Here is a 26310-nt window from a genome sequence, read left to right as displayed (position 1 = left end):
TGGATTCGTTATAATAGTTCACACAGAATGCTTAAATTAATTATCTTTAAAAATTTAGCTTCATTAAAAAATAGCTTTGAAAGATTTCAATAAATCTTTCAAAGCTATTAATGTATTAAATGAAACAGTGAAATCAGACGAAAATATATGCATTCTTATGCCTTTGTTTCAATATTTAGTCTATTCAAAATCATTGTATAAGCATCATTACCCCATTGTAACGAACGCTTTACTCTAGAAATCGTTGCAGTTGATGCACCAGACTCTTCTTCAATAGTTGCATAAGTATAACCTTGTTTAATCATTTTAGCAACTTGAAGTCTCTGAGATAATGACTGTATTTCATTTACAGTACATAAATCATCGAAAAACTGATAACATTCTTCTCTGTTTTCTAGTGCTAAGATCGCATCAAATAATTCATCTAATGACTGACCTCTTAATTTTTCAATTTGCATCTCGAACAACCCCTATACAAATATTCTCTCATTATTTTAACTTACTAATTCGTTAAAGTGTAGTAGTTTCATGAAAAATGTATAGGAAATTAGAATCATTTGTCTTGTATTAAATTTGATTTAATTAAGATAAACCTGCACGTGCGAATATAGTGTCGACCTGATTAAGATGATGTTTAGGATCGAAGCAATCATCTAATTCTTCAGTTGATAGAACGTCAGTTATGGATGAATCTTGTTCAATTAGCTCTCTAAATGGTGTTTTTGTTTCCCAAGATTCCATTGCTTTAGGTTGAACTTTATCATAAGCTTCTTCACGTACCATGCCTTTATTAATTAATGCTAGTAGAACGCGTTGTGAGAAGATTAAACCATACGTTTTATCAATATTATTTCTCATATTATCTTCATAAACTGTAAGTCGATCAACAATATTCGTAAATCGATTAAGTGCATAATCTAGAGCAATTGTCACATCAGGTAACATGATACGTTCTGCAGAAGAATGAGAGATATCTCTTTCATGCCATAAAGGAATATTCTCGTATGCAGTAGTAATATATCCTCGAATCACACGAGATATACCTGTAATATTTTCAGAACCAATTGGATTTCTTTTATGTGGCATAGCTGATGATCCTTTTTGTCCTTTTGCAAATGCCTCTTCGACTTCTCTAGTTTCAGTTTTTTGTAAATTACGAATTTCTACTGCAAATTTTTCCATTGATGTAGCAATCAGTGCTAATGTAGCAATGTAATAAGCATGACGATCTCTTTGTAATGTTTGTGTAGAAACAGCTGCAGTGTCTATTCCTAAATGTTCACATACGTAAGCCTCAATTTCAGGTGGAATATTGGCAAATGTTCCTACTGCTCCACTCATTTTCCCTACTTCTATTTCTTTACGCACTTCTTTAAAACGCTTAAGATTACGTTTCATTTCAGTATACCAAAGTGCCATTTTCACGCCAAAAGTTGTAGGCTCAGCATGAACACCATGTGTACGCCCCATCATCAATGTATACTGATATTTTTTAGCTTTGGCAGCTAATACATCTATAAATCTTTCTAAATCTTTTTCAAGGATTTCATTTGCCTGTTTAATTACATAACTTAAGGCAGTGTCAACTACATCAGTGGAAGTTAATCCATAATGTACCCACTTACGTTCATCACCTAAAGTTTCAGAAACTTGGCGTGTAAATGCAACTACATCGTGTCGTGTTTCTTGCTCAATTTCTTTAGCGCGTTCAACATTTACCTTGGCATTTTCACGAATTTTTTTTACATCTTCTTTAGGAATATAACCTAACTCACTCCATGCTTCACACGCTAGAATCTCTACTTCTAACCATGCTTCATAGCGATTTTGGTCTGTCCAAATACTAGACATTTCATCTCTTGAATAACGTTCTATCATTCTTTGTAAACTCCTATCGTATGTATTATAGCTCCTACAAAAACTGTACATTATCACATTTTTTATAAGAAAAGTTCGTTTCTAAGCTTTCATCTATAGTTTAACAGAACTTGATTAAAATGTATAAGTGTTTATCTAGTTATTACTATTTTATTTGAATCAATCTAGAAACACAATCTAGTAAAAACTATAATTAGATGTAAGATAATGCTTTATTTAATTCTTAGTGTGAAATTTTCAACTCGTTTTGCCTATAAAATTTTAGAACAACACTTTTCAGTTGAATCACCAAGTGTCTAAAAGCAATTGATATAAGACTGGCATTAACATTATGATCAGTAATCAATGCATAAAAATACCTAGGACAATAGTGGATGTCCTAGGCTTTATTATTCTATAGTTAATCATATTTATTGGATTAACGCACCTACAAATATAATATCCTGTTTTAAAATCTCTATACTGCCATCTTTGTTCTCTTTATAAACTGGTTTCTCAATACGACGTATTGGCATAAATCCTTCTTTTTTCATTCTGTCGAGACAATCTGCAATTGTTTCTTGATCTTCAACTCTAAACTTTTTGCTCATTTGAGCTACCACCTACTATTTCTTCGTGATCTACTACAACTTCCAATTGCTCTGGTTCATAATCTTTCAGTTTACGTTTACGTACACCCTTAACCCAGAATCCTCCGTGAATATTTCTTGGTTCATACGCTATAATAAATGCCTTAGGATCTAAGTTCTTTACAGTATTCATTAACTTTAATTCATATTTTCTTGGTGTTAATATTTGCATTACCATTCGACTTCCGTCTCTACCAAATGCTTCGTAGTGGGTAACACCATATCCTAAATTTCTTAATTCATTTGGTAAATCTAACTCATATTCCGATGAAGTAACATTGACAACTGTATAACCCAACGCAAGTTTTTCCTCGATTTTCATTCCTACTATAATACCGACGGAGAACCCTAATGCATAAGCAAAAATATTTTGAATTTGGTCTAAGCTAGACATTACTAACCCTAAACCAACGACATAAACTAAGACCTCCATAAAACTAACTACTGCTGCAACATAACGATAACCTTTCAAAGTCAATATCGTTCTCATTGTTAAAAATGTGACATAACATACATTAATTATAAAAATTGCTAAGACCATTAACCATGGATTTTGAGCAATTGCTGACATATTATTCCTCTTTTCTTACTTTTAAATCCAGATTATTTTATCAGTCGCCAATCATTTTGTCACTTATAAAATTTTCATTTGTTATTTTTAGGCCATGAGTATCGTGTATAAGCAAGTTCACGCTTATGTGCATTTCTAACATAATGTTTTTCGATTGTTTCACGAGCAGTTGCAGGAATTTCTTTACCTTCTAAATAATCATCAATATCATGATAAGATACGCCTAGTGCCTCCTCGTCTGGTAACTGAGGTTTATCATCTTCTAAATCAGCTGTTGGCACTTTTTCATAAAGGTGTTTAGGTGGTCCTAGATAAGCTAGTAATTGCTTACCTTGTCTTTTATTTAACCCAAAAATAGGTGCAATGTCCGCAGCACCATCTCCATATTTAGTGTAAAATCCAGTAATATTTTCGGCAGAGTGATCAGTTCCTAAAACTATACCTTGAGTATTAGAAGCAATTGAAAACTGAACTTTCATTCGTTCACGTGCTTTTTCATTACCTTTTTGAAAATCAGTAAGTTTGATGCCTGCTTCACTAAGTGATTGAACACTCTGATCAACTGCTGGTTTAATATTAACTGTATACGTTATGTCAGGATTAATAAACTCAAGTGCATCTTCTACTTCATTAGCGTCTTGTTGCACACCATAAGGTAATTTCACTGCTATAAATTTACAGTTACGTCCCTCTTCCTTCAATTCATTTACTGCTAATTGTGCTAACTTACCTGTTAGAGTGGAGTCTTGACCGCCTGATATTCCAAGAACAAGAGTTTGTATAAATGAATGTGATTTTACATACGCTTTAATAAATTGCTTAATTTCTTGGATTTCCTTCACACTGTCAATTTGTTTTTTTACTTTCATTTCATTAACTACAACATCTTGCAATTTACTCATTTTCATCCTCCATCTCTTTAACGTGTTCAGCAACTTCAAAAATACGCTTATGCTTATTTTCCCAACATTTAGTGCTTAAATCTACTGGATAATCTTGCGGGTTAAGATATCGTTTATTTTCTTCCCATAAAATATTTAGATTATTTTTAAGATAGTCCTGAGCTTCAAATTCATCTGGAAGATGGTATACAAGTTTGCCATTTTCAAAAATAGATTGATGTAGATTAACAGCTTTAAATGATTTAATAAACTTCATTTTATAAGTGTGAACAGGATGGAACATTTTCAATGGAGATTCGTCATTAGGATTTTCACCTTCAAGCGTGATATAGTCGCCCTCAGCCTTGCCTGTTTTGTTATTAATGATACGATAAACATTTTTTTTGCCTGGTGTAGTGACTTTCTCAGCATTATTTGATAATTTAATGCGATCACTCATTGTGCCATCATCTGTTTCAATAGAAACCAATTTATAAACTGCACCTAAAGCTGGTTGATCATATCCTGTAATGAGTTTTGTACCTACTCCCCATGCGTCAACTTTAGCGCCTTGTGCTTTTAAACTTGTAATAGTCTGCTCATCCAAATCATTTGATGCGATAATTTTAGCTTCTGTAAAACCTGCCTCATCTAACATTCTACGGGCTTCTTTAGATAGATACGCAATATCACCAGAATCTAATCTGATACCTATAAAATTAATAGTATCTCCCAACTCTTTCGCAACCTTAATTGCGGTTGGTACTCCTGATTTTAAAGTATGGAAAGTATCAACTAAGAACACACAATTTTTATGTCGCTCAGCATACTTTTTGAATGCTATGTACTCATCACCATATGTTTGTACTAGTGCGTGTGCATGTGTGCCAGATACAGGTATATTAAAAAGTTTTCCTGCTCTAACATTACTTGTCGAATCAAACCCTCCAATAAAGGCTGCTCTAGCGCCCCACAGTGCAGCATCAATTTCTTGAGCTCTTCTTGTACCAAATTCCATCAAAGTGTCATGAGTTGCTATTTGACGAATTCGACTGGCTTTAGTTGCAATTAATGTTTGGAAATTAATGATATTTAACAAAATAGTTTCAATAAGTTGTGCTTGGATTAAAGGGGCTTCAACTCTTAATAATGGCTCGTTGCCAAAACAAATTTCACCTTCTTGCATAGATTTAATATTCCCAGTAAATTTCAAATCTTTTAGGTAGTTTAGAAAATCTTCTTTATAACCTATCGATTTTAAATATGTGATATCTTCATTTGTAAACCCAAAGTTTTCGATGAAATTCACAACGCGTTTCAATCCGTTAAATACCGCATATCCACTATTAAATGGCATTTTTCTAAAATACAAATCAAAAACAGCTATTCTTTCATGGATACCATCATTCCAGTAGCTTTCAGCCATATTAATTTGATATAAATCATTGTGTAACATTAAGCTATCGTCGTTATATTGGTACACATTAACCTCTCCAATCGACCTAAATATTTACAATTAGTTTATCATAATTCATATATAGTAGGTACTTGCATGTTTGATTTACATTTATTTCTTAATAAATTCTAATTTAGTGTCGACAAATTTATGACAATTCCCTATATTATTCAAGAAACAGTATATGCTCACGTATAATGACGATTGAGGTGTTTTAAATGCTAATAGATAAAGCAAAATCATTTATTCAGACCATGTATAGCGAATTAAAATATAATGCTAATGAAATTGAAAATAGAATGAAAGAGATTGAGCAAGAAATTAACTTGACTGGTAGTTACACACATACTTATGAAGAATTATCTTACGGTGCAAAAATGGCATGGAGAAACTCAAATCGTTGTATTGGTAGATTGTTTTGGGATTCTTTAAATGTTAAAGATGCCCGAGATGTATGTGACGAAAAAGAATTTATAAAATTTATACATACACATATTAAAGAAGCTACAAACGGTGGAAAAATCAAACCATATATTACAATTTTTAGTCCTGAAGATACACCTAAAATTTATAATAATCAATTGATCCGTTATGCTGGTTATGAAAATGCTGGCGATCCATCTGAAAAAGAGGTTACTCGTTTGGCTGAACATCTAGGTTGGAAAGGTAAAGGTTCAAATTTTGATATTTTACCTCTGATTTATCAATTGCCAAACGACACTATAAAAATACACGAACTTCCACATGATATTGTAAAAGAAGTTTCTATACATCATGAAAACTATCCCAAGCTTTCAAAATTAGGTTTAAAATGGTATGCAGTACCTATTATTTCAAATATGGATTTAAAAATCGGTGGTATTACTTACCCTACAGCACCTTTTAATGGATGGTATATGGTAACCGAAATTGCTGTACGTAATTTCACAGACACCTATCGTTATAATCTTTTAGAAAAAGTTGCAGAAGCTTTTGAATTTGATACACTTAAAAATAATTCATTTAATAAAGATCGAGCACTTGTAGAGTTAAATCATGCTGTGTATCATTCATTTAAAGCTGATGGTGTTTCTATTGTTGACCACTTAACTGCAGCGAAGCAATTTGAAATGTTTGAACGAAATGAACATCAACAAAACAGAGATGTTACTGGTAAGTGGTCTTGGCTGGCACCTCCACTTTCACCAACTTTAACTTCTAACTATCATCATGGATATGATAATACAATGCATCATACGAATTTCTTCTATAAAAAAGAAGAACCTATGAAGTGCCCTTTCCATTAATTTAAACGAGGTGGCATAATGCATTTATATTATCTAGGACCTAAAGGAACTTTTTCATATCTAGCGGCTAAGCAATTTGAATCACACGAACAGTATGACTTCATTCCATTATCCAACTTGCATGAAGTCATTCAATCCGTATCTAAAGATAAACAGGCTGTAGGAATTGTCCCTATTGAAAACTCTATTGAAGGTACTATCAACATCGTGGCAGATTCATTAGCACATCATGATGTATACGCACATGGTGAAATTCAACTAGATATAGATTTTTCACTTTACGGTCATCATTCAAATTCACTTGATGATATTCATAAAGTATATTCAATTGCTCCAGCAATCAGTCAAACAATAAACTACATTCATCGTCAACAGTTTGACTATGATTATGTAGATAGCACTATTCAAAGCCTTAACATGATAAAAGATGGTATTGGAGCAATAGCTCCTCTTGGGAGTGGGGAAACTTATGGTTACCATACTTTAGATCAACATATACAAGATTATCCTCATAATGTAACTAGATTTTTAGTAGTAAAAAATCATACTCATTTTATTGAACATCCAAACACTACTATCTTTCTTATCACGCCTAAGTATGATAAGCCAGGACTTTTAGCCAGTGTTTTAAATACTTTTACTTTATTCAACATAAATTTATCGTGGATTGAATCTAGACCACTTAAAACTCAATTAGGAATGTATCATTTTTATGTTCAAGCCGATACTGCTATAAATAATGATGTGAATAAAATTGTTTCAATTTTAGAGACTTTGGATTTTCAAGTTAAAATCATAGGCGCTTTTAACAAGAAAAACTAACTTTACATGATTGATAAAAATTCTTGAAAGCACTATATTTTTTACAATTCCATAAAGTTAAAAGGCTAGGACATAATTCCTAGCAAAATAACCCGTAAATGAGTTTTTTATAAATTCATTTACGGGCTTCTTTATTTACAATACTTCGTATTGTTGGATTGATTTCTTAGGGGACAGCTTCATCCTGTAGTCTTCAGCTTGTCCTGTTCCCTCAAGAGTCTCTCCAAAATACTTTGTGTTTATATGTCATTTTACATTGAAATACTTAAAAAATTAGGCCCTTTCGTATAATTTAATAAATACCACTAAACTAAATTAACAAGGTGCCTAATGTATAAAGAATATAATGCGGCTCAACTTACTTTACCAAAGGAAACTTCAGTCCTTATCCCCACTAATGATAGTGTAGAAACAATTCCTAAGACTGAATACAGACATTATCGTGGTGCAACATCTTTTCTTGTCACATTTTCTATTTTAATCGTGTGAATATGTGCTGGTCACCAAGTTCTATCAAAATTTCGTTAATCATTTTACCTATTAAAGATTGTACTCTTATATTTTTACTAAATGATTCAATGATTAATATATTTCTGAATCTTTAATTACTAATTTTTTTCACATCAATACTCTTGATTTTGATTTTTGTTTGTTCCTGATTTAAAGTAAGTCCATTAATATTTTCTAAATGTATTGATTGTGAAGCATCTTCAAATTGATTTGCCGCTATAAAAACGTGTTGATGTCGGACGTTATGATAACTTCTAATATGAATCGCATCTCTTTTCATCTTCCCAATAAAAGTATTACCTATCACATTGAAATTCTCGCCAGCTTGAGTTTCCATCACTTGTCCTGTAATAGGATCGGCAGCATTTTTACCATCCTTCACTCCAAGAAATCTTATTCCACCATTACAATTTATAAATTTATTTTTTGTAATAAATGTGTCTTTTGACTTTAGAGGAGTTAAAGCATACTCATTTAAATTATCAAAGATGTTTTGATTGATATGAATGTTTTCATAATAGCAGTTATATCTACTGGCATGAGAGCCAATAGCTCTATTCCACGCTTTCATTTTAGGATGATCTGAACGACCAAAATAGCATTTTTCAATGACAACATTTTTCGTAATCGTTCCATCTGTAGTTCCAAATTTAGGAAAAGCGCCAGGTACTTGTATATCCAATTGTACTGCTTCAGAGAAAGAACGATCTCCATCAATATCAAGAAATCCTTTAAAATCACATTCTGATATGTGTAAACCATTGATTCCACATGCGTCGAGTGCATGCCCCCCAACAATATTTTTGAATGTTACACCTAAAATTTGAATGTCTTCTGCATGTCCCATGCACATGGCTGTATTATTATATGGATATTCGCCTCCATTCATATCAAAAGTTCCTCCTTTAATATAAATGTGACTATTTCCATTATAGCCGTGATATAGCTTTAAACGTCTACCATTTTTTAATAGTGCGTCTTTCCCTTGTCTTAAAAGTATTGCACCTTCATCCAATAACAATGTTGTAGAATCATAAATAACTAAAGCTTTTCTGATATAATAAGTTCCTTTAGGTATATAAACAGTGTGTCTGCCTTTTTTTGCGTAATTTAATGCTTTTTGAATCGCTCTTGTATCTTTATATTTACTTTTTCCTTTTAATCCGAAATCTTTTGCATTGATAAACATGTTATAACTCCTCATATATTTTAAATAATGATTGTGTGCTTAAAGTAAAGTCTATATACTATAATTACATTTCGTTTTAATTATGGTATATATATTTTTTGTGCTAATTTAATTTAAACGATTACAAAAGTCTTAGCTTTATATAAATATACCAATCTAACGCTTTTCAAACACATATTGGGAGGAAGTTCTATTGAGTAACAAAGCATTAATCATTGTAGATTACTCTTTTGATTTTATTGACGATAATGGTAAATTAACATGTGGCAAACCCGGACAAGAAATTGAAACTTTTATTACTCAACGTATAAAAAATTATCATGATAATCAACAGGAAATATTTTTCCTAATGGACTTGCATTATGAAAATGATCAATTTCATCCTGAAAGTAAATTATTCCCCAATCATAATATTCATCAAACACCAGGTCGTGAGTTATATGGAGAGGTAGGAAGATTATACAACTCTATTAAAGACCAAATGAATGTACATTATTTAGATAAAACGAGATACGATTCATTCTACGGCACGCCATTAGATAGTTTATTACGTGAAAGACAAATCAATGATATTGAAATTGTAGGTGTTTGCACGGATATTTGTATTTTGCACACCGCTGTTTCGGCATACAATTTAGGTTATAACATCACTATCCCAATTAGAGGCGTAGCATCATTTAACCAAGATGGTCATCAATGGGCACTCTCTCATTTTAAAAATTCCCTTGGTGCAAAAGTAGAAGATTAAACAACAATCATGATAAAATATGATTAACAATATATGTATAAGGAGATATTGAAAATGACAAAAACTTTTATTTTCGGTCACAAAAATCCAGATACTGATGCTATTTCTTCAGCTTTAATTATGGCTGATTTTGAGCAACAAACTGGTAATACTGAAGCAAAAGCTTATCGCTTAGGTGAAATAAGTGCGGAAACTCAATTTGCACTAGATCATTTTAACGTAGAAGCTCCAGAATTATTAAACGAAGATTTAAAAGGACAAGATGTTATTTTAGTCGACCATAACGAGTTTCAACAAAGTGCAGATACCATTTCAAACGCAACAATTAAACATGTGATAGATCATCATAGAATTTCTAACTTTGAAACAGCTGGCCCTTTATACTATAGAGCAGAACCTGTTGGTTGTAGTGCAACAATTTTATATAAAATGTATAAAGAGCGTGGTTTTGAAATTAAACCAGAAATCGCTGGACTTATGATTTCAGCTATCATTTCTGATAGTTTATTATTTAAATCACCTACGTGCACAAAAGAAGATGTAGATGCTGCTCAAGCACTTAAAGATATTGCAAATGTTGATTTAGAAGCATATGGTTTAGAGATGTTAAAAGCAGGTGCTTCAACAACAGATAAATCTGCTGAAACACTTGTCAATATGGATGCTAAATCATTCAATATGGGAGATTATGTAACACGTATTGCTCAAGTCAATACTGTAGATATTGATGAAGTTTTAGATCGTAAAGATGAATTTGAAAAAGTTATGTTAGAAATGAGTGCCAATGAAAAATACGATTTATTCGTTCTTGTAGTTACTGATATTATTAACAGCGATTCTAAAATCCTTGTAGTTGGTGCTGAAAAAGATAAAGTTGGAGAAGCATTTAAAGTACAACTAGATGATGGTATGGCTTTCTTATCTGGTGTTGTATCACGAAAAAAACAAGTTGTTCCTCAAATCACTGAAGTTTTAACTCAATAATTTTAAAACCATTAAAACTATGTTGTTGCCAATGATATATTTTTTCATCCTAGAGTAATTTCTCAGTAGTTGATTGATTTAATAACACATTGATATCAGGTGTTATTAAATTGTTAGTTCTAAATTTCAGGAGTGGACTAAGAATTCGATATGAATTCTATTCCACTCCCTTTTTGTAACTTTTTAAACAAAATTTTTATATTTAAGAAGAAATAATCACTAATCTTTTTATGTTCTCATTTAATATATTCAGGACTATCTCAACCTCTTTACCAAAAAAATAATTTGGAGGTAATTTTATGACAATAATTAGAGATAAATTTAACAATAGTAAAGCTTTTTTTAATACGCATAAAACAAAAAACCTTAAATTTCGAAAACAACAACTTAAATTACTAAGTAAAAATATCAAAAATCATGAAAATGAATTATTAGATGCCTTATATAAAGATTTAGGTAAAAGTAAGGTTGAAGCATACGCAACTGAAATAGGTATGCTTTTGAAAAGCATAAAACTAATGCGCAAAGAGTTAAAAAATTGGTCGAAAACCAAACAAACGGATACACCACTCTACTTATTCCCTACAAAGAGTTATATTAAAAAAGAACCTTACGGTACGGTGCTTATTATAGGACCATTTAATTATCCGGTTCAATTAGTTTTCGAACCTCTCATAGGAGCAATAGCTGCCGGAAATACTGCTATAGTTAAACCTTCAGAGTTAACACCTCATGTTGCTATTGTGATTAGGGACATCATTGAAGATACATTTGATGAAACATACGTCTCTGTTGTTGAAGGTGGCATTGAAGAAACTCAAACGTTATTAAGTTTACCATTTGATTATATATTCTTTACTGGAAGTGAAAAAGTCGGAAAAATTGTCTATGAAGCTGCAGCAAGAAAATTAATTCCAGTTACTCTTGAACTTGGCGGTAAATCACCTGTTATTGTCGATGATACAGCCAATATCAAAGTAGCGAGTGAGCGTATTAGTTTTGGTAAATTTACAAATGCTGGTCAAACGTGTGTCGCTCCAGATTATACATTAGTTCAGCGGAAAGTTAAAAATGATTTAATAAAAGCGCTTAAAAAAACAATTACTGAATTTTACGGAGAAAATATTGAAAAAAGCCCTGATTTCGGACGGATTGTTAATCAACAGCACTTTAATCGGTTGAATGACTTGATTCAAATTCATAAAGATAATGTTGTTTTTGGAGGTAATAGTTCTAAGGAAGATTTATATATTGAACCAACTCTTTTGGATAACATAACCAATGACAATAAAATTATGAAAGAAGAAATATTCGGTCCCATTTTGCCTATCATTACTTATGATAATTTCGACGAAGTACTTGAAATCATCCAAAGTAAATCAAAACCATTAAGTTTGTATCTTTTTAGCGAAGATGAAAACATGACACATAGAGTGCTTGAAGAATTATCATTTGGGGGCGGTGCAATTAACGATACCTTAATGCATTTAGCTAATCCTAACTTACCTTTCGGTGGCGTAGGTTCTTCAGGCATAGGTCAATATCATGGTAAGTATTCCTTTGATACATTTAGTCATATGAAATCATATACATTTAAATCTACACGTCTAGAATCGAGTTTATTTTTCCCTCCATACAAAGGTAAATTTAAATATATTAAAACCTTCTTCAAGAACTAGTGTTAGTTATCTCCATATGAATTGCCCTTGAGTGATATACAGAGTTTTGTTTTTTTAATCTCATAATCACTCAAGGGCTTTTATATCGCTTTTATATTATTCAAAGACATCTTATAGTAGTACACAGACACCTTCATTAGCTATAGCTTTTTTATCTTTTAATGAAAGTTTACCAGTTATGTTATCACGCTCAAAAATTGAAACTTTTGATTCCCCTTCTTGATGTGCGCAAATTAAATAATTATCTGATTCAGTTATATTAAAGTCTCTTGGAAAGGCATCGTAACTTGGTTGTATTTCAATACTTCTCAGTGACCTGCCATCTTTTAAAACTTCAAAAATAGCAATACTATCATGCCCTCTATTACTTATATATAAGTGCTTCCCATCATGCGATAGTCTTACTGCTGCTAGTTTCGATTCCCCGTCAAAGTCTCTTGGAATAGTTGAATGTCTTTCTAGCTCAATGAACTTACCATCTTGGTATTCTGTAACACTCACCTCATTTGATAGCTCATGAACGATATACGCGTGTCGCCCATCTTTACTAAAAGCGATGTGACGAGGTCCATCTGAATTATTGAATTGAGAAACTGCATATTGGTTTAAACCATCCTCACCAAATTTGTATGTTACAACTCTATCTGTACCTAAATCAGTAGCTACAACATACTTATGATCAGGTGTTTCATTTAAAAAATGAACATGTGATGAATCTTGTCTTTCATGTGAGCCAGTTGGAAATTCATGCGCAAGTTCTTCTATTAATTTCTCTATTGCTCCCGTAATTTCATTTAATTTATAAATCCTTGCAAGTCCTGCACCATAAACCGCTTCAAATAAATATTTACCATTACTAGACACTTGAATGTAACAGCCAGTTCCCTGTTTTGATGCTAGACATTTATTAATTAATTCCAGTTGTCCATCTTCTTTAATGTTAAAACTAGCTACACCACATTCTTCACCTTCTTTAGTAATCGCATATAAAAACGATTCCTTACGAGTAAGATAAGTTGACGCTTCAATTTCATAACCAGTTTCTAACGCTTCAATGACTCCTGTTTCGTCATTTAATTTGAAGCGATATATACCTTTACCATTCTTTTTAGTATAAGAACCTATATAACCTAATGTCATACCAAAACCTCCATAAAATCATTAATCATTGATTCAATTTTACCTTTAAGTATGTTTAATTTACAACGAAAAGTCATTTTACATATCACCTTACTACTTATAGTAACGAAATCAAATTAGAAATTACTTCTATCACACTAAAACATCACGAACAATTATATTGCTAAAAACTTTATATTGAAAAACAGAACAAATGTTCGTATAATGATACTATAAAGATTGAGGTGATTGAATAATGAAAGATATATTTAATGAAATGGATTACCGTAATATACCACGAGACATGTTAGATAAAAATATTCCTACCGGTCGTGGTATGGTTAAATGGGCACCATTCGCAACTTTACCAGAACAGTTTGAAACAATTTATCAATATATGATAGATCAAAATAAAGTGAGCAGACCAGTGCTTTCAGACGACCAACTTTCGCAACTAAATATACATTTACATGAAGCACTACAACAATCACGCCCAGTCAATATCAAATATTACGAAGAAGGATATATTAACTTTATAGAACTCATTATACATCGGATTGATTCAATGAATTATGAGATTGAAGGTACTGCTCCTCATTCAAGAGAACGTCATAAAGTTTCATTTTTAGATATTATAGATATTTCTTTTATATAAAGAGTACAAGAGAATTTATTATGAATTTATTATGAATTTCTCATTTTACACTTATATAATCACCAACATACTTAGTGTTATCTAAAGCCTTTCTGAATGAAACCATTTAATTATTAATTTTAGAATTCAATAATTAATTTTGACTGATAATTGATAAAATCAACTAATAAAAATAAGCCTACACATCTCAATGATGTACAGGCTTATTCCTAAATTATTATAAATTAATTGTTGTTTTCGATATCAGAAACGATTTCTTTCGTTTTTCTTTCGATATCTTCAAAGTCTTTTTTAAAAATATAAGCAAAGGCAACTACACCGATGCCTACTACTACTGTAGTAATAGCTAATAAACTAAAGACAAATTTGAATAACCCTTTAATAAAGTTCCACATTAGTTTTCACCTCTATAATTAATATGCATAGCTACATTTCATAATGATAGCATACTTAACTTTGTCATTAAATATATACCCTTTTTACGGATAATTATTCTAAATATGAATATAAATTATGATAATATATCAACTAAAGATGCTTAAAATGAAACAATTAAATGATTTCTTTAATCATGGTACACACAGATCAACTTAGCAACCAAGATTTTAATTTATCAGTGATTACTTTGTAATTATCAATATTCAGAATGATCACTCCTATTGAGATAATGTCATTGTCTTAATTTAGATTGTATGATTTACACAAATCAAGTTCAATTAATACTAAGTTACTTTTATATTACATTGAAGTAAAAATATAAGGAGAGATTATAAAATGCAAAAAGTACGTTCTGATATAATGACTCATCGCGGTTCGCACTATGATTTAGGAGTAAAGACTGCTCTTTGGTTACAAACCACTCCTTTATTAAAAAATCGAAATAAAGAATGGCGAAAGAGAATTCCACGTTTTGATATTGATGTCAAAGAAACCTATGATATATTTCAAGTCTATTCACCACAGATTTGGGAAGAAATAATTGGCATGCAAGATGTATTGAATCTACCTACAAAACAAATGATTTTAAATTTTGGCCATTATCGATTTACTGATTTAAAGGACAGCGGCTGCACAGTATATAAAGGTTGTGATTTTTTAGTTCGAAATTATGATTATCATCCTGCAACATATGATGGTAGATACTTATTATTTCAACCTAATGACGGGGGATTATCTCAAATAGGACCGACTTCAAGAGTGACTGGTAGAATGGATGGTATGAACGAGTATGGTTTAGTTATGGCATATAATTTTATGCATCGTAAAAAGCCTGAAAATGGATTTGTATGTTACATGGTTGGTCGGCTTATACTTGAAAACTGCAAAAATGTAACTGAAGCAATCAAATTTTTAAAAGAAGTACCGCACCGTAGTTCATTCAGTTATATACTAATGGATAGACATTCGAATTATGCCATTGTCGAAGTTACACCTCGATCAATAGATGTAAGGTATGAACATATATGTACAAATCATTTTGAATTGCTTACCCATGAAAATAGAAATTATACAAGAGAATCTAAAGAACGCTTAAATCGTGTAATAAATAAAACAACTCCTTCTACAAATAAAGATATCGCATTCAAATTATTTAACGACCCGCAATACGAAATCTATAGCAAACTATTTAAGAGTTGGTCTGGTACAATTCATACTTCACTATATGAACCTAATTCATTAATAGCATGGATGGCATTAGGTCAAAACAGTCATCCAACCTCAATCAATTTCTCTAATTGGTTAAAAGGTAAGAAATTGAATATAAATTACTTTGAAGGCGAAATAGATACACCATTAACTTTTGCCACATACTAATTAAAAATTCGACCCTATCTTAATAAATCAAAGGGTCGAATAATTTATATTATTTATTCAATTATAATATCGCCATCTACAGTGTAAAATTCCAATATATTATCGCTGTTTCCTACTTTTCCTTTGTCGAAATATCGATTTTTAATTTCTTTATTTCCATGACCAGGATGAAGTTTAAGCAAGGTGTTTTTGGGTTTTTCGCCAAAATGGTAATTAATATTACCTTTTTGTGTAGAAGCTTTTATATCATTGCTAGATTTCATGTCCGTCATGGAAATATCACCTCTATTAACCAAGAAAACAGTATCACTTAATGTACTATTTTTAACATGAGTTAAGCCCTTATCAAGCTTCATACGACCTTCCCTGATTAAACAGTCTGTAATATAAAAATTTGCTTTAGAGGATTCGATATTTAGCTGATTGAGTTCAGACCGTTTAAGTTGTATAATTCTATCAGTTTCCAATGATACATGTTTCAAATTCACTTGATTTAAATCAATTTCTCCCAATAACGATTGAATATTAAGAGATTTAAGGTCTTTTTCTGGTACAACAATTGTTAGCTTCCTATTATTTGAGTGAAATGGATTAAAATTTAATCCATATCCTCTATCTACTGCACGTTTTTCTTTAATACTTAACCTTTTATTATTTTTTGTAACATTTATTTTATTATCTCCAGTAAAATAAACAGCTAATTTTTTCCCAGAAATTACATTAACATTGGTTGTTACTGTACTTATTGATAAATGTTCAATTTTACTATTTATAGTTTTGTTATAATGTCGATTATCGTATTTCTTTTTATCTATAGTAAACCACGTCATAGTACCACTAGCAAAGAAAATGATAAATATGATTAAACCACTAATAAAAAGCTTTTTCATTCTTTAACGCTTCCTTTAACAGTCTTTATATACCAAAGAAGATATTTCAAAATAAGTTTATGAATTATTTCACCAATTTTCAAAGTAATAACAATAAACATAATTCCTAAACCTGTAAAAGAAATTGAAAAAAACACATTACTTATAGCATTTTCGAAACCATGTAATACTGAATAAAATAATAAAACAAATGGTGCAAAGATAAAACAAATAGAAATAAGGAAACAGAGTAGAATAAGTAATGCAATGATAACAACCGGTATTAAAATAATAAATAACGACAAAATACCAAGACTTAACGATGCTAGTATTGCTCTTACGATGTTTGCTAAGGTTGGTTTGTAACTAGCATAATGAATAGCACTTCTAGCTTTTACTTCTTTGGAAATATGATAAGGATCATTTAACTTTTTTATAATTTGTGATTCACTAATCCCTTTCAATTCTTCTTCATAGAATAAGTTTTCATACTTGTGCATAATACTATCTTTTTCTTCTCTAGGTAAATCATCTAAAGCTAATTCTAATTCATTTAAGAAGGTTATTTTATCCATATTTACGCACGCTCTCAATCTGAACTAAAAAATATCTAATACTTTTTGATTATTATTTACTAAAGAACTCAATTCTTTTAACAATGTTATCTTTATATAAAATGTTTAATTTCAGTTTATTAAAACGGTCTACATATGTCATTGAGTGATAATTTTTACCTACTTTATTAATCTTGTAGTTTTCTCCCAATTTATTGATGACTTTATCAATTGGGTCACCCATTTTAACACCAAAATTTGTTTCAACTTTATCATCTTTGACTAAAACCATGCCTTTAACCTTATGCGTTTTATTTTTTACTTTTACTGTAAAATCTTTATGATTTTTATCATTGTAAAATGTATATCTATCTAATTTAATTTTCTTATTAACCACAAATCCTTTTTGATTAAAACCATGATTTAAACTAATTTGATTCACACTGTAACCAGATAAATCAACAGATTTTATACTTTTGTAATAAGTCAAACCTATCAATAAAGAAATAGCTCCAGTTAAAAAAATAGCGAATATTAACCATCTACTTTGAATTCGCACCTGAGTCACCACTTTCACTCTTGTTCTAATTAATATAGCATATGCACAATGTAGTTTCATCTAACAAGATAGTCACATTATTTAATATACATATATTAAGTTATTTTAATTTCTTTAAACTCAAAAAATTGATATAACATTTTAAATTATTCAAGGGAGGGTTTTTATATAAGAAATTTAGAAACTTATTTTAATAAAAGTCAAACACTCAATGAATTCATTAAGGAAATACAAGTAAATAAAGACAATTTATTATCCATTTATAATTTCTTCCACCTACCACTTAATGATGCACGTTTAAACCAATTAAGAGAATCGAATTATTTTAAGGTGCTTATAATTAAAGAGTATTGGTGTGGCGATGCCATGATTAACATTCTAATATTAAAGTATATTATTGAATTTCTGAACATCGAAGCAAGAGTTTTTCATAGAGATGATGATACACATCTGATTGATCAATATTTAACAAATAGTTAATCAAGTGCTATCCCTATCTTTGTCTTCATGAACGATTTATTCAAACGATTAACAGTTTGGGGACCAAAAGCAAAAGAAGTACAAATTTTGTCAATAAAATTGGAAGTAATAAGTTGCCAGATAAAACCCATCCTAATTTTTGAGGATTGACTTAAAGAAAGACATATCATTATTAGTCAAAAGTATAAAATTAATTCAATATTTTGGAATCAGTTTTAACTCAATAATAAATCTACTTGTATATAAATAAAACGAGTGGGACAGAACTCGTCATGAATTCTATGTCCCACCCTATAAAATACACCTCATAAATTTTAATTAATGACTAAACAATTTTTATATGTCTGAGTTACTTAACTAACTTCTCCACGTTTTATTATTTAAATATCTCTCTTTGAGGCATATAACATATTTGCAATAAATAAGACCACTATTGATGCAATAGAGATAAACCATTGCCAATGAGAGAATTTAATCTCACCAGTCATTTTTTCAGTTAAATACGTAAATGGTATATATTTAAATGAATCTTGAATATCATCGCCAATATTCGGAATCATTGGAATAAATGGCTGAATAAAGGGAACGATGAGTATTAAGAAAATACCTAGAGTAAATATGACAGCAGGTTTTTCTACTATTAAAGTGATTAATAATAAGAATAATCCAAAGAATAAAAAGAAAATAAGGTAAAACCAAATATTATTTAAAAATCTATCTCCATCTATTTTTTCACTTTTAGTTGTAGATTGTATAATAATTATTACCAAGTAGTGAATAATTGTAAATAAGAATGAAATTAATACAATAGATACTGTTTTAGTAATGATATAGCCCATTCTGCTAGTTATTCTGCTCATAAACAATTGTATAGTACCTTGTGAGTAATCTCTTGTTATTGTTTTTATAATGAATAAAAGTCCAGCAAACAAGAAAAGCCAATTAGCTAAATTAAAAACCATATCTATATTAACTTTATGTGCAGAACTATAATTTGCCATCATGCTAGCTTGGAATACCGTCATTCCAATTACAAGTATAAATGCTAAATAAGTATACGGACTTTTAAGTATACTAATTAAATCATATTTGACTAATTGTAAGCTCTTCATTATTTATCACCTCTTTGATTAATATTAAAGTAAGTATCACGTAGTGAACTTTTACGTGTTTCAATATATTTTGGATAAATATCTAGTTGGGATAACGATTTAAGTAACTCTCTATAATCATTTTGAGCTTTAATGATAATTTCTCCAGATTCTTTTTGAGACTGCTGTACTTTAAAGTTTTCAGAAAGATAATCTAAAGCTTTATTAAAGTCATCTTTTTGTAAAGTAAGAATGGTACTATCCTCTGGTCCCCCATCTTTCATATCTACATCTTGAACGAACTTACCATCTCTAAGAAATACTGCTCTATCACAAATCAATTCAATGTCTTCTAATTTATGACTTGAGATTAATATTTTCATTTCTAATTGTTGAACAAGTGATTGAATTGTCTTTAGTACATCTATCGAACCATCTGGATCCATACCATTTGTAGGTTCATCTAAAATTAAGTATTTAGGTTTGTTCATTAATGAAACTGCAATTGATAATTTTTGTTTCATTCCCATTGAATATTTGTTAACTTTTTTCTTGATATATGGTTTCATTCCAAAAGCTTCAATAATATGATTTGCATATTCCTTATCGAAACCATCGCCTAATACTTGTGCAAATAATTTTAAGTTAAATAAACCTGTCTTATTTCCATATAACTTAGGATGCTCAATTAAATAGCCAACATTCTCACTTTTAGGCATGTCGACCTTTCCTTGATAGTTAATAATGTTATTATTCATGACCTTCATCAAAGTTGTTTTACCAACTCCATTTTTACCGATAAGACCAACGATTTGACTCTCGCCAAAATCAAAATCTATATCGTCTAAAACAGTATTTTGACCATATTTTTTTGTGATATGTTGTAATTTCATCATAGACCTCCTTAAAAATGTTAATTCTTTATTTTTTTAATTTGAATCAAATAATTAATGACTAAGAAAATGCTACTTATAACTAATAGACCATAATTTAAGAAATATGAGTATATCATTGGGATATGGCTATCATTGTGTGTAAGATAATTGATTAAGATGAAAACGACCGATAAAGTAAATGGCAGAACCACCATAATCCCTACAATATAAGCTAAATATGGGATATCTCGATCTTTACGTTCAGTACTCTTACTAAACGCTATAGGTATAGAAAAGAAATTTCCTACAATGAATGAAAAAGTCGTCGAAAAATAAATCGAATCTGTTTTTATTGTGCTTGTATTGTATCCATATAAACTAATGATAAGCGCACCTATAAAAGTTAATAAAATACACGTCATGTAATTAGCGTTAAGCAAATCTTTCTTTGAAACAGGCAAACTATAAAAGAAATAATATGAAGATGAACCACCTAATCTACGGTTAACTCTAAATAAATGACCTATATCTATCAAGCATATCATCGTCAGTATTAATCCGATTGGTCCTGAGATAATTGAATATAATGGTGTATCTTTATTTAACAAATGATAAATGGGGAAGAATAAAAGCAATAATGCGTAAAGAATTAATGTCCAACTACGTAATTTTATGTTTCTAATCATTAATTGCTTCATAGTTAAATCTCACTTTGTGTTTTGAATTTGTATTTCGTTCCTGTTTACTTTTTTCTAAATAAATCATCAATTGTTCTATAGATGCATCTTTTATTTCAACGCCACTACCAAATAGTTCATTAAATGTTTGATAATATTCTGTTAAACCAATATAACCTGTTTGCTTACTTTCTTTGTATATCAAGAGTTCATTCAACTCTTCATCTAAGTCTTCATTAGAACCACTAACGATTTTGTATTTTTGCGATAGTTTATCCCTAGACTCATTGAATATGATTTCACCCTCACTGAGAAAAACGATATAATCCGCAATTTTTTCCAAATCAGAAATAATATGTGTTGAAAAGAAAACTGTCTTATTTTCATCTATCAATTCTTGTTGAATAATTTCAAGTAATTCATTTCTTATTAACGGGTCTAATCCTGATGTTGGTTCATCTAGGATAAATAATTCTGCATGATGACTGAATGCAATTGCTAACGATAGTTTCATTTTCATACCAGTTGAGAAAGTTTTTATTTTATTTTTATATGGAAGCTGAAAAAAATTTAAATATTTTATAAATATTTCATGATCCCAACGATCATAAAAAGGGGCAATGATATTTTCTAATTTTTTTACTGTCCATTTTTGATTAAAATAAATCTCAGAATACACAAATCCAATTTTATTTTTTATTTCACGAGGATGGATTTTTATATCTTTCTCAAAAACGGTGATCGTACCACTTTCAGATTGAATTAAATCCATAATTAATCGTATTATTGTAGTTTTCCCCGCACCATTTCCACCTATAAAACCTGTAACATATCCTTTAGGAACATTGAAGGAGACATCTTGCAATTGAAATGCGTTAGATCGATAATTAACATCTTTAAGTTCTATCGCGTTCATTAGTCGTCCTCCTCATAAATCATAGTCAATATTTCTATTAATTCCTCTAAAGGCATTCCAATTGTTTTGGCTTCTTTTGACATAGAGTGAGCTAAATTTTCAATAACAAAAAATTGCTTTTCTTTTAAAATAGAATTATCTTGTTCCTTTACAAAGGTTCCTTTACCTCTAATAGTTGTTACAAATCCATCTTTTTCCAAATCTTCATATGCTCGTTTTGTCGTTATTAAACTCACTTTTAAATCTTTAGCTAACTCACGCATTGATGGAAGATGTTCACCAGGGGAAACATAACCTTTCAAAACATTTTCTTTAATTTGTTGTTTAATCTGTTCATATATAGGACTTTCACTATTGTTCTTCAAAATTATTTTCATTGATGTCCCCCTTTTCTTCTGTATATACATAATATATACAATATATACACTTTTGTAAAGTGATTTCGAAAAATTAGTAGAAATCTCTATTTCATCAGGAATATACTGTATATATCATCTATATACAAAAAGGATGAAACTGAATTCATTTGAATTCTACATTTCATCCTAAAATTAAATATTTTACCAAATTTTGCCAAATATTTACTAATGATTCTTTTAAAATTACAGTTAAAATAGCAAAATATACTTCACCTGTTTGATTTTATGTACTTAAAACTTAAAGTAATATTTGAAGTTTTATCACATGAATGTATCTATTTTTTTTTACGCTCGTTATGTCTATTGATAAAAGCACAAATCATGAACATAATTGCTGCTAGCAATAATTTTACCCCTTGCGAATCATGATCTGTCGCTTGTAAATAATACCCTACTATAAATAGTACAATAGCTAACCCAACAAATATTTTAGTCAAGTGTTTCATTTATTTCACCTCAGTAATATAAAAGTATATCAAATTAAAACAAAACTATGAACCACACTCAATAGCATCACTTTATATAATATTGTTTGCGGTCTATTTAGTACAGTGTTACAATTTAATTGTATCCACGTATTATACTACACAACCCCAAGTCTGGTACCAGCAGACTTGGGGTTTTTTTGTCATCTATTTGCCTTTCCATTTTATTTCCAACCAAATACGAAAGACAATGAGTATGCCACCGGTAATTAATGTTATGATTCCATCTTGCCACCACGTCATTATACTACACCTCCCAAAAAGATGAGTGTCATATAATATGATGACCTATCAATAGTTTAACATAAAAATAGAACATATGTTCTATTTTGGTAGATAATTTTTAATTTATAACTTTAGTACAACACTTTATCTTTAAAGCAATACAAGATAATATATATATAAACACTTTATTGAAAAGAGGTTAAGACAATGATGAATCCATTAGCCCAAAAATTGAATGATGAAATAAAGCAATCAAGTCCAGAAGTATTAGATATGATGTCACAATTAGGTAAAGAGATGTTTTATCCAAAAGGAATTTTATCACAATCCGCCGAAGCAAAACGTACTACATATAATGCTACTATTGGTATGGCAACCAAAAAAGAAGGTAAAATGTATGCAAATTCACTTAACCAAATGTTTAATGACCTTACACCGGATGAAATTTTCCCATATGCACCTCCTCAAGGTGTAGAGGAATTACGTGATTTATGGCAGAAAAAAATGCTTAAAGAAAATCCCGACTTAAAGTCAAAATCTATCTCTCGTCCCATCGTTACAAACGCGCTCACGCACGGTCTTTCTCTAGTAGCTGATTTATTTGTAGATACAGAAGATACCATCTTATTACCGACACACAACTGGGGCAATTATAAACTTGTATTTAGTACACGTCACGGTGCTCATATCGATACGTATTCTATTTTTGATGACTCAGGACACTTCACTACATCTGAGCTTGTAAAAACATTAAAAGAATATAAAAAAGACAAAGTGATTATGATTTTAAATTATCCTAATAACCCAACTGGTTACACACCAAATAAAGAAGAAGTTAATACTATTGTAGATGCAATTGAAGAATTAGCTAATAAGGGTACTAAAGTAGTAACTGTTGTCGATGATGCATACTATGGGTTATTTTATGAAGAAGTTTACCAACAGTCGATTTTCACGGCTTTAACACAGGTTAAATCTTCAAACCTTTTACCAGTGCGTTTGGATGGAGCTACTAAAGAATTCTTCTCTTGGGGATTCCGTGTTGGCTTTATGACGTTTGGAATTAATCATGAAACGTTAAAAAATGCACTAGAAGCTAAAGTAAAAGGATTGATTCGTAGCAATATTTCAAGTTCTCCACTACCTTCTCAGAGTGCTATCAAACATGTACTTAAACATCATGAGCAATTTGATAAAGAAATCGATCAAAATATCAATATTTTAAAAGAACGCTACGAAGTAACTAAACAAGTGGTATATGATAATAAATATGCTAAATATTGGCAAGCCTATGACTTTAATTCAGGATACTTTATGTCATTGAAATTAAATCAAGTCGATCCAGAAGAATTACGTAAACATTTAATTAATAACTATTCAATTGGTATTATTGCTTTAAATAGTACAGATATTCGTATTGCCTTTAGTTGTGTAGAAAAAGAAGATATTCCTTATGTCTTTGAGTCTATTGCTAATGCAATTGATGATATTAAATAAGTTTGAGCTGTGAATTTAGTGTAAATTCACAGCTTTTTTCACCACTACTAGATTTGTCTAAAAATTTTATTATGACATTATAACTACCGAAACGTTAAACAACATATTATCTTCGATTATTAACATTAAAGAGCCTACCCATATTAGTGAGTAGACTCATTAATGATTTACTGCTTCTCTTTTCTTTTTCGTGAATAAGATAAAAAGCCAAAACCTAGTAAAAGTACACTTAATATGTTCGATTTTGATGCCTTATCACTATATCCAGTATCAGGAAGTTGAGTTTTCGATATTTGTTTATTTAAACAATTTTTCACACCACTACATTCATCAAATTGAATACGCTTTTTATTTAATGATACCGACACGGGCACATTAAACATAGGTTCTAATTCTATTTTTTTAACTACTGGCACCCTTAAAGAAACTGATATACTTGCATCGCTGTTTCCTTTTTTAGCAAAGACAATAATCTTACTATTAGTTAATAAGAATTGTGGCTGTAATACTATTTTTCCTGTATTTGGATCGATAGATATATAACTAACACTTGAATCAAACTTCCATCTATTATTAATTTTGAGCGCTTTAACCTTCAATGATTGATTATTTTTATCCACATACGATAATTCCATTTCAGTGGCATTACTATTAGGTGCAATCAATACCGTATTTTTTCTATTATCATAGGTTAAGGATGGTGAATGTGGTGCTATTTCCTTTTTAGGCATTTTAACTTTAACCCATTCACTAGCATCACTATTTCTCACATACTGTGCTGCTAGTATATCACTTTCTGGATATACTGCTTGATGGTTGATTACTACTTGTCCAAATTCTGGATTTATAGTCACACCACTGATTTGCTCGTTTGCTTTCCATATATTTTTAAATTTTTTAACTATAAGTACTTTTGAATCTCCTTTTTTATCTCGGTATTTAAAATCCAGTTTTGTTGCATTCGATTGAGGTAAGATAGAAACTGTCGCTTTTTTATAGTTAGTCTCTAATAAAGGTGCAAGTGGTGTAACCTCTTTAATAGGCATTAATACTTTAACCTCTTCACTCTTATCACTATTACCATTGATAGCTGTAGCAATTATTTCACTATTCTCTTGTACGATTTGATAATTAATGATAACTGTACCGGTTTTTTCATCGATTTTTACATACTTAATTTTTTCGTCTAATTGCCATTGATCATTGTTTTTAATTGCAGTAACCATAGACTTAATGCCTTTTTCATCTATGTAATGTATATTAATAGCTGTAGTATTTTTGTAAGGAATAATAGCTAAACTTGCATTCATTTCATCTACTTTTATAATAGGGGGTTTTGGTGTAGCTGTTTTTCTTGGCATGATAACGCGACTCTCAGCACTTGCATCACTGTTTCCTTTTGTCTCGGTTGCGATAATTTCACTTTCTGGTTGAACTGCTT

28 protein-coding genes and 1 pseudogene are annotated in these 26310 nt (G+C 30.3%); 10 read left to right on the top strand and 19 right to left on the bottom strand.

What is annotated here, in order from left to right:
• Positions 1–155: 155 nt before the first annotated feature.
• From HMPREF2897_RS11335 to HMPREF2897_RS11310, 6 genes are all read right to left on the bottom strand, one after another.
• Positions 156–458 carry a YerC/YecD family TrpR-related protein gene (locus tag HMPREF2897_RS11335; RefSeq protein WP_002458557.1) on the bottom strand — a complete coding sequence of 101 codons (303 nt, stop codon included), beginning with the start codon at positions 456–458 and terminating at the stop codon, positions 156–158.
• 124 nt (positions 459–582) lie between these two features.
• Complete coding sequence (gene purB / locus HMPREF2897_RS11330; RefSeq protein WP_002458558.1) at positions 583–1878, bottom strand: adenylosuccinate lyase; 1296 nt, start codon at positions 1876–1878, stop codon at positions 583–585.
• A 410-nt stretch (positions 1879–2288) separates the two neighbouring features.
• Complete coding sequence (locus HMPREF2897_RS11325) at positions 2289–2468, bottom strand: NETI motif-containing protein (protein WP_002447465.1); 180 nt, start codon at positions 2466–2468, stop codon at positions 2289–2291.
• Positions 2452–3078: a DUF2179 domain-containing protein gene (locus tag HMPREF2897_RS11320; RefSeq protein ID WP_002447466.1), complete on the bottom strand. Its 627-nt coding sequence runs from the start codon at positions 3076–3078 to the stop codon at positions 2452–2454. Before HMPREF2897_RS11320 ends, HMPREF2897_RS11325 begins: the two co-directional genes overlap by 17 nt.
• Before the next feature lie 74 nt (positions 3079–3152).
• The gene (gene nadE, locus HMPREF2897_RS11315) at positions 3153–3980 is read right to left on the bottom strand and encodes an ammonia-dependent NAD(+) synthetase (RefSeq protein WP_070593276.1); all 828 of its coding nucleotides are present in this window, start codon (positions 3978–3980) and stop codon (positions 3153–3155) included.
• The gene (locus HMPREF2897_RS11310) at positions 3973–5442 is read right to left on the bottom strand and encodes a nicotinate phosphoribosyltransferase (RefSeq protein ID WP_002447468.1); all 1470 of its coding nucleotides are present in this window, start codon (positions 5440–5442) and stop codon (positions 3973–3975) included. The genes nadE and HMPREF2897_RS11310 overlap by 8 nt, the downstream gene beginning before the upstream one ends.
• Before the next feature lie 191 nt (positions 5443–5633).
• Between HMPREF2897_RS11310 and HMPREF2897_RS11305 the strand changes: the two genes are divergently transcribed.
• The 3 genes from HMPREF2897_RS11305 (at position 5634) to HMPREF2897_RS13020 (ending at position 8012) form a co-directional block, all read left to right on the top strand.
• Positions 5634–6701, top strand: a complete 1068-nt coding sequence (locus tag HMPREF2897_RS11305) for a nitric oxide synthase oxygenase (RefSeq protein WP_002447469.1) — start codon at positions 5634–5636, stop codon at positions 6699–6701.
• An 18-nt stretch (positions 6702–6719) separates the two neighbouring features.
• Positions 6720–7523: a prephenate dehydratase gene (locus HMPREF2897_RS11300; protein ID WP_002447470.1), complete on the top strand. Its 804-nt coding sequence runs from the start codon at positions 6720–6722 to the stop codon at positions 7521–7523.
• A gap of 330 nt (positions 7524–7853) precedes the next feature.
• Entirely contained in the window at positions 7854–8012 is a 159-nt protein-coding gene (locus HMPREF2897_RS13020; protein WP_002447471.1) for a hypothetical protein, read from the top strand.
• Positions 8013–8124: 112 nt separating this feature from the next.
• Here the strand turns inward: HMPREF2897_RS13020 and HMPREF2897_RS11295 are convergent, their stop codons facing one another.
• Positions 8125–9222 (bottom strand): glycosyl hydrolase family 28-related protein, encoded by a 1098-nt coding sequence (locus tag HMPREF2897_RS11295; RefSeq protein ID WP_002447472.1) that lies wholly within the window; start codon positions 9220–9222, stop codon positions 8125–8127.
• 193 nt (positions 9223–9415) lie between these two features.
• Here HMPREF2897_RS11295 and HMPREF2897_RS11290 point away from each other — a divergent pair, with 193 nt between their 5' ends.
• The 3 genes from HMPREF2897_RS11290 (at position 9416) to HMPREF2897_RS11280 (ending at position 12633) form a co-directional block, all read left to right on the top strand.
• Complete coding sequence (locus HMPREF2897_RS11290) at positions 9416–9970, top strand: cysteine hydrolase family protein (protein WP_002447473.1); 555 nt, start codon at positions 9416–9418, stop codon at positions 9968–9970.
• Between the two features lie 54 nt (positions 9971–10024).
• Positions 10025–10954: a manganese-dependent inorganic pyrophosphatase gene (locus tag HMPREF2897_RS11285; RefSeq protein ID WP_002458565.1), complete on the top strand. Its 930-nt coding sequence runs from the start codon at positions 10025–10027 to the stop codon at positions 10952–10954.
• A 299-nt stretch (positions 10955–11253) separates the two neighbouring features.
• Positions 11254–12633 carry an aldehyde dehydrogenase gene (locus HMPREF2897_RS11280; protein ID WP_070593273.1) on the top strand — a complete coding sequence of 460 codons (1380 nt, stop codon included), beginning with the start codon at positions 11254–11256 and terminating at the stop codon, positions 12631–12633.
• A 111-nt stretch (positions 12634–12744) separates the two neighbouring features.
• Here the strand turns inward: HMPREF2897_RS11280 and HMPREF2897_RS11275 are convergent, their stop codons facing one another.
• Positions 12745–13773, bottom strand: coding sequence for a 6-phosphogluconolactonase (locus HMPREF2897_RS11275; RefSeq protein WP_002491495.1), 1029 nt, complete (start codon positions 13771–13773; stop codon positions 12745–12747).
• A gap of 235 nt (positions 13774–14008) precedes the next feature.
• On the opposite strand from HMPREF2897_RS11275, the gene HMPREF2897_RS11270 reads away from it, so the two are divergent.
• On the top strand, positions 14009–14407 hold the full coding sequence (locus tag HMPREF2897_RS11270) for a YolD-like family protein (protein ID WP_002447477.1): 399 nt from the start codon (positions 14009–14011) through the stop codon (positions 14405–14407).
• Between the two features lie 224 nt (positions 14408–14631).
• Here HMPREF2897_RS11270 and HMPREF2897_RS11265 read toward each other — a convergent pair whose 3' ends face one another.
• A complete protein-coding gene (locus HMPREF2897_RS11265; RefSeq protein ID WP_001830431.1) occupies positions 14632–14802 on the bottom strand; it encodes a hypothetical protein in 171 nt (56 codons plus the stop codon).
• Between the two features lie 379 nt (positions 14803–15181).
• On the opposite strand from HMPREF2897_RS11265, the gene HMPREF2897_RS11260 reads away from it, so the two are divergent.
• Complete coding sequence (locus HMPREF2897_RS11260; protein ID WP_070593271.1) at positions 15182–16222, top strand: C45 family autoproteolytic acyltransferase/hydrolase; 1041 nt, start codon at positions 15182–15184, stop codon at positions 16220–16222.
• A 53-nt stretch (positions 16223–16275) separates the two neighbouring features.
• Here HMPREF2897_RS11260 and HMPREF2897_RS11255 read toward each other — a convergent pair whose 3' ends face one another.
• From HMPREF2897_RS11255 to HMPREF2897_RS11245, 3 genes are read right to left on the bottom strand one after another with little or no spacing between them, the layout of a single operon-like run.
• The gene (locus tag HMPREF2897_RS11255) at positions 16276–17112 is read right to left on the bottom strand and encodes a DUF4097 family beta strand repeat-containing protein (protein ID WP_002457926.1); all 837 of its coding nucleotides are present in this window, start codon (positions 17110–17112) and stop codon (positions 16276–16278) included.
• The gene (locus HMPREF2897_RS11250; protein WP_002447480.1) at positions 17109–17666 is read right to left on the bottom strand and encodes a DUF1700 domain-containing protein; all 558 of its coding nucleotides are present in this window, start codon (positions 17664–17666) and stop codon (positions 17109–17111) included. Before HMPREF2897_RS11250 ends, HMPREF2897_RS11255 begins: the two co-directional genes overlap by 4 nt.
• A gap of 52 nt (positions 17667–17718) precedes the next feature.
• Positions 17719–18204 (bottom strand): hypothetical protein, encoded by a 486-nt coding sequence (locus HMPREF2897_RS11245; RefSeq protein ID WP_002457925.1) that lies wholly within the window; start codon positions 18202–18204, stop codon positions 17719–17721.
• Positions 18205–18372: 168 nt separating this feature from the next.
• Here HMPREF2897_RS11245 and HMPREF2897_RS12645 point away from each other — a divergent pair.
• Positions 18373–18934, top strand: a pseudogene (locus HMPREF2897_RS12645) (thioredoxin family protein).
• A 130-nt stretch (positions 18935–19064) separates the two neighbouring features.
• Here the strand turns inward: HMPREF2897_RS12645 and pmtD are convergent.
• From pmtD to HMPREF2897_RS11215, 6 genes are all read right to left on the bottom strand, one after another.
• Positions 19065–19796 (bottom strand): phenol-soluble modulin export ABC transporter permease subunit PmtD, encoded by a 732-nt coding sequence (gene pmtD / locus HMPREF2897_RS11240; RefSeq protein ID WP_002490542.1) that lies wholly within the window; start codon positions 19794–19796, stop codon positions 19065–19067.
• Positions 19796–20668: a phenol-soluble modulin export ABC transporter ATP-binding protein PmtC gene (gene pmtC / locus HMPREF2897_RS11235; protein WP_002457923.1), complete on the bottom strand. Its 873-nt coding sequence runs from the start codon at positions 20666–20668 to the stop codon at positions 19796–19798. The genes pmtD and pmtC overlap by 1 nt, the downstream gene beginning before the upstream one ends.
• A 20-nt stretch (positions 20669–20688) precedes the next feature.
• The gene (pmtB, locus tag HMPREF2897_RS11230) at positions 20689–21348 is read right to left on the bottom strand and encodes a phenol-soluble modulin export ABC transporter permease subunit PmtB (protein WP_002497023.1); all 660 of its coding nucleotides are present in this window, start codon (positions 21346–21348) and stop codon (positions 20689–20691) included.
• Positions 21329–22243, bottom strand: coding sequence for a phenol-soluble modulin export ABC transporter ATP-binding protein PmtA (gene pmtA, locus HMPREF2897_RS11225; RefSeq protein WP_002490544.1), 915 nt, complete (start codon positions 22241–22243; stop codon positions 21329–21331). The genes pmtB and pmtA overlap by 20 nt, the downstream gene beginning before the upstream one ends.
• On the bottom strand, positions 22243–22620 hold the full coding sequence (locus HMPREF2897_RS11220) for a PSM export ABC transporter transcriptional regulator PmtR (protein WP_001830364.1): 378 nt from the start codon (positions 22618–22620) through the stop codon (positions 22243–22245). Before HMPREF2897_RS11220 ends, pmtA begins: the two co-directional genes overlap by 1 nt.
• Positions 22621–22937: 317 nt before the next feature.
• Positions 22938–23108, bottom strand: coding sequence for an SE1626 family protein (locus HMPREF2897_RS11215; RefSeq protein ID WP_002447489.1), 171 nt, complete (start codon positions 23106–23108; stop codon positions 22938–22940).
• Positions 23109–23582: 474 nt separating this feature from the next.
• On the opposite strand from HMPREF2897_RS11215, the gene HMPREF2897_RS11210 reads away from it, so the two are divergent.
• Entirely contained in the window at positions 23583–24869 is a 1287-nt protein-coding gene (locus tag HMPREF2897_RS11210; protein WP_070593302.1) for an aminotransferase class I/II-fold pyridoxal phosphate-dependent enzyme, read from the top strand.
• A 167-nt stretch (positions 24870–25036) separates the two neighbouring features.
• Here the strand turns inward: HMPREF2897_RS11210 and HMPREF2897_RS11205 are convergent.
• Positions 25037–26310, bottom strand: a 1274-nt coding sequence (locus HMPREF2897_RS11205) for an LPXTG cell wall anchor domain-containing protein (RefSeq protein ID WP_141751301.1), incomplete at its 5' end; no start/stop codon positions are given.

Origin of the sequence: Staphylococcus sp. HMSC065D05 (assembly GCF_001813195.1) — a bacterium.
Lineage (GTDB): Bacteria > Bacillota > Bacilli > Staphylococcales > Staphylococcaceae > Staphylococcus > Staphylococcus epidermidis.
The sequence above is the reverse complement of the archived record's forward strand: the minus strand, read 5'-3'. Positions and strand labels throughout refer to the sequence as shown.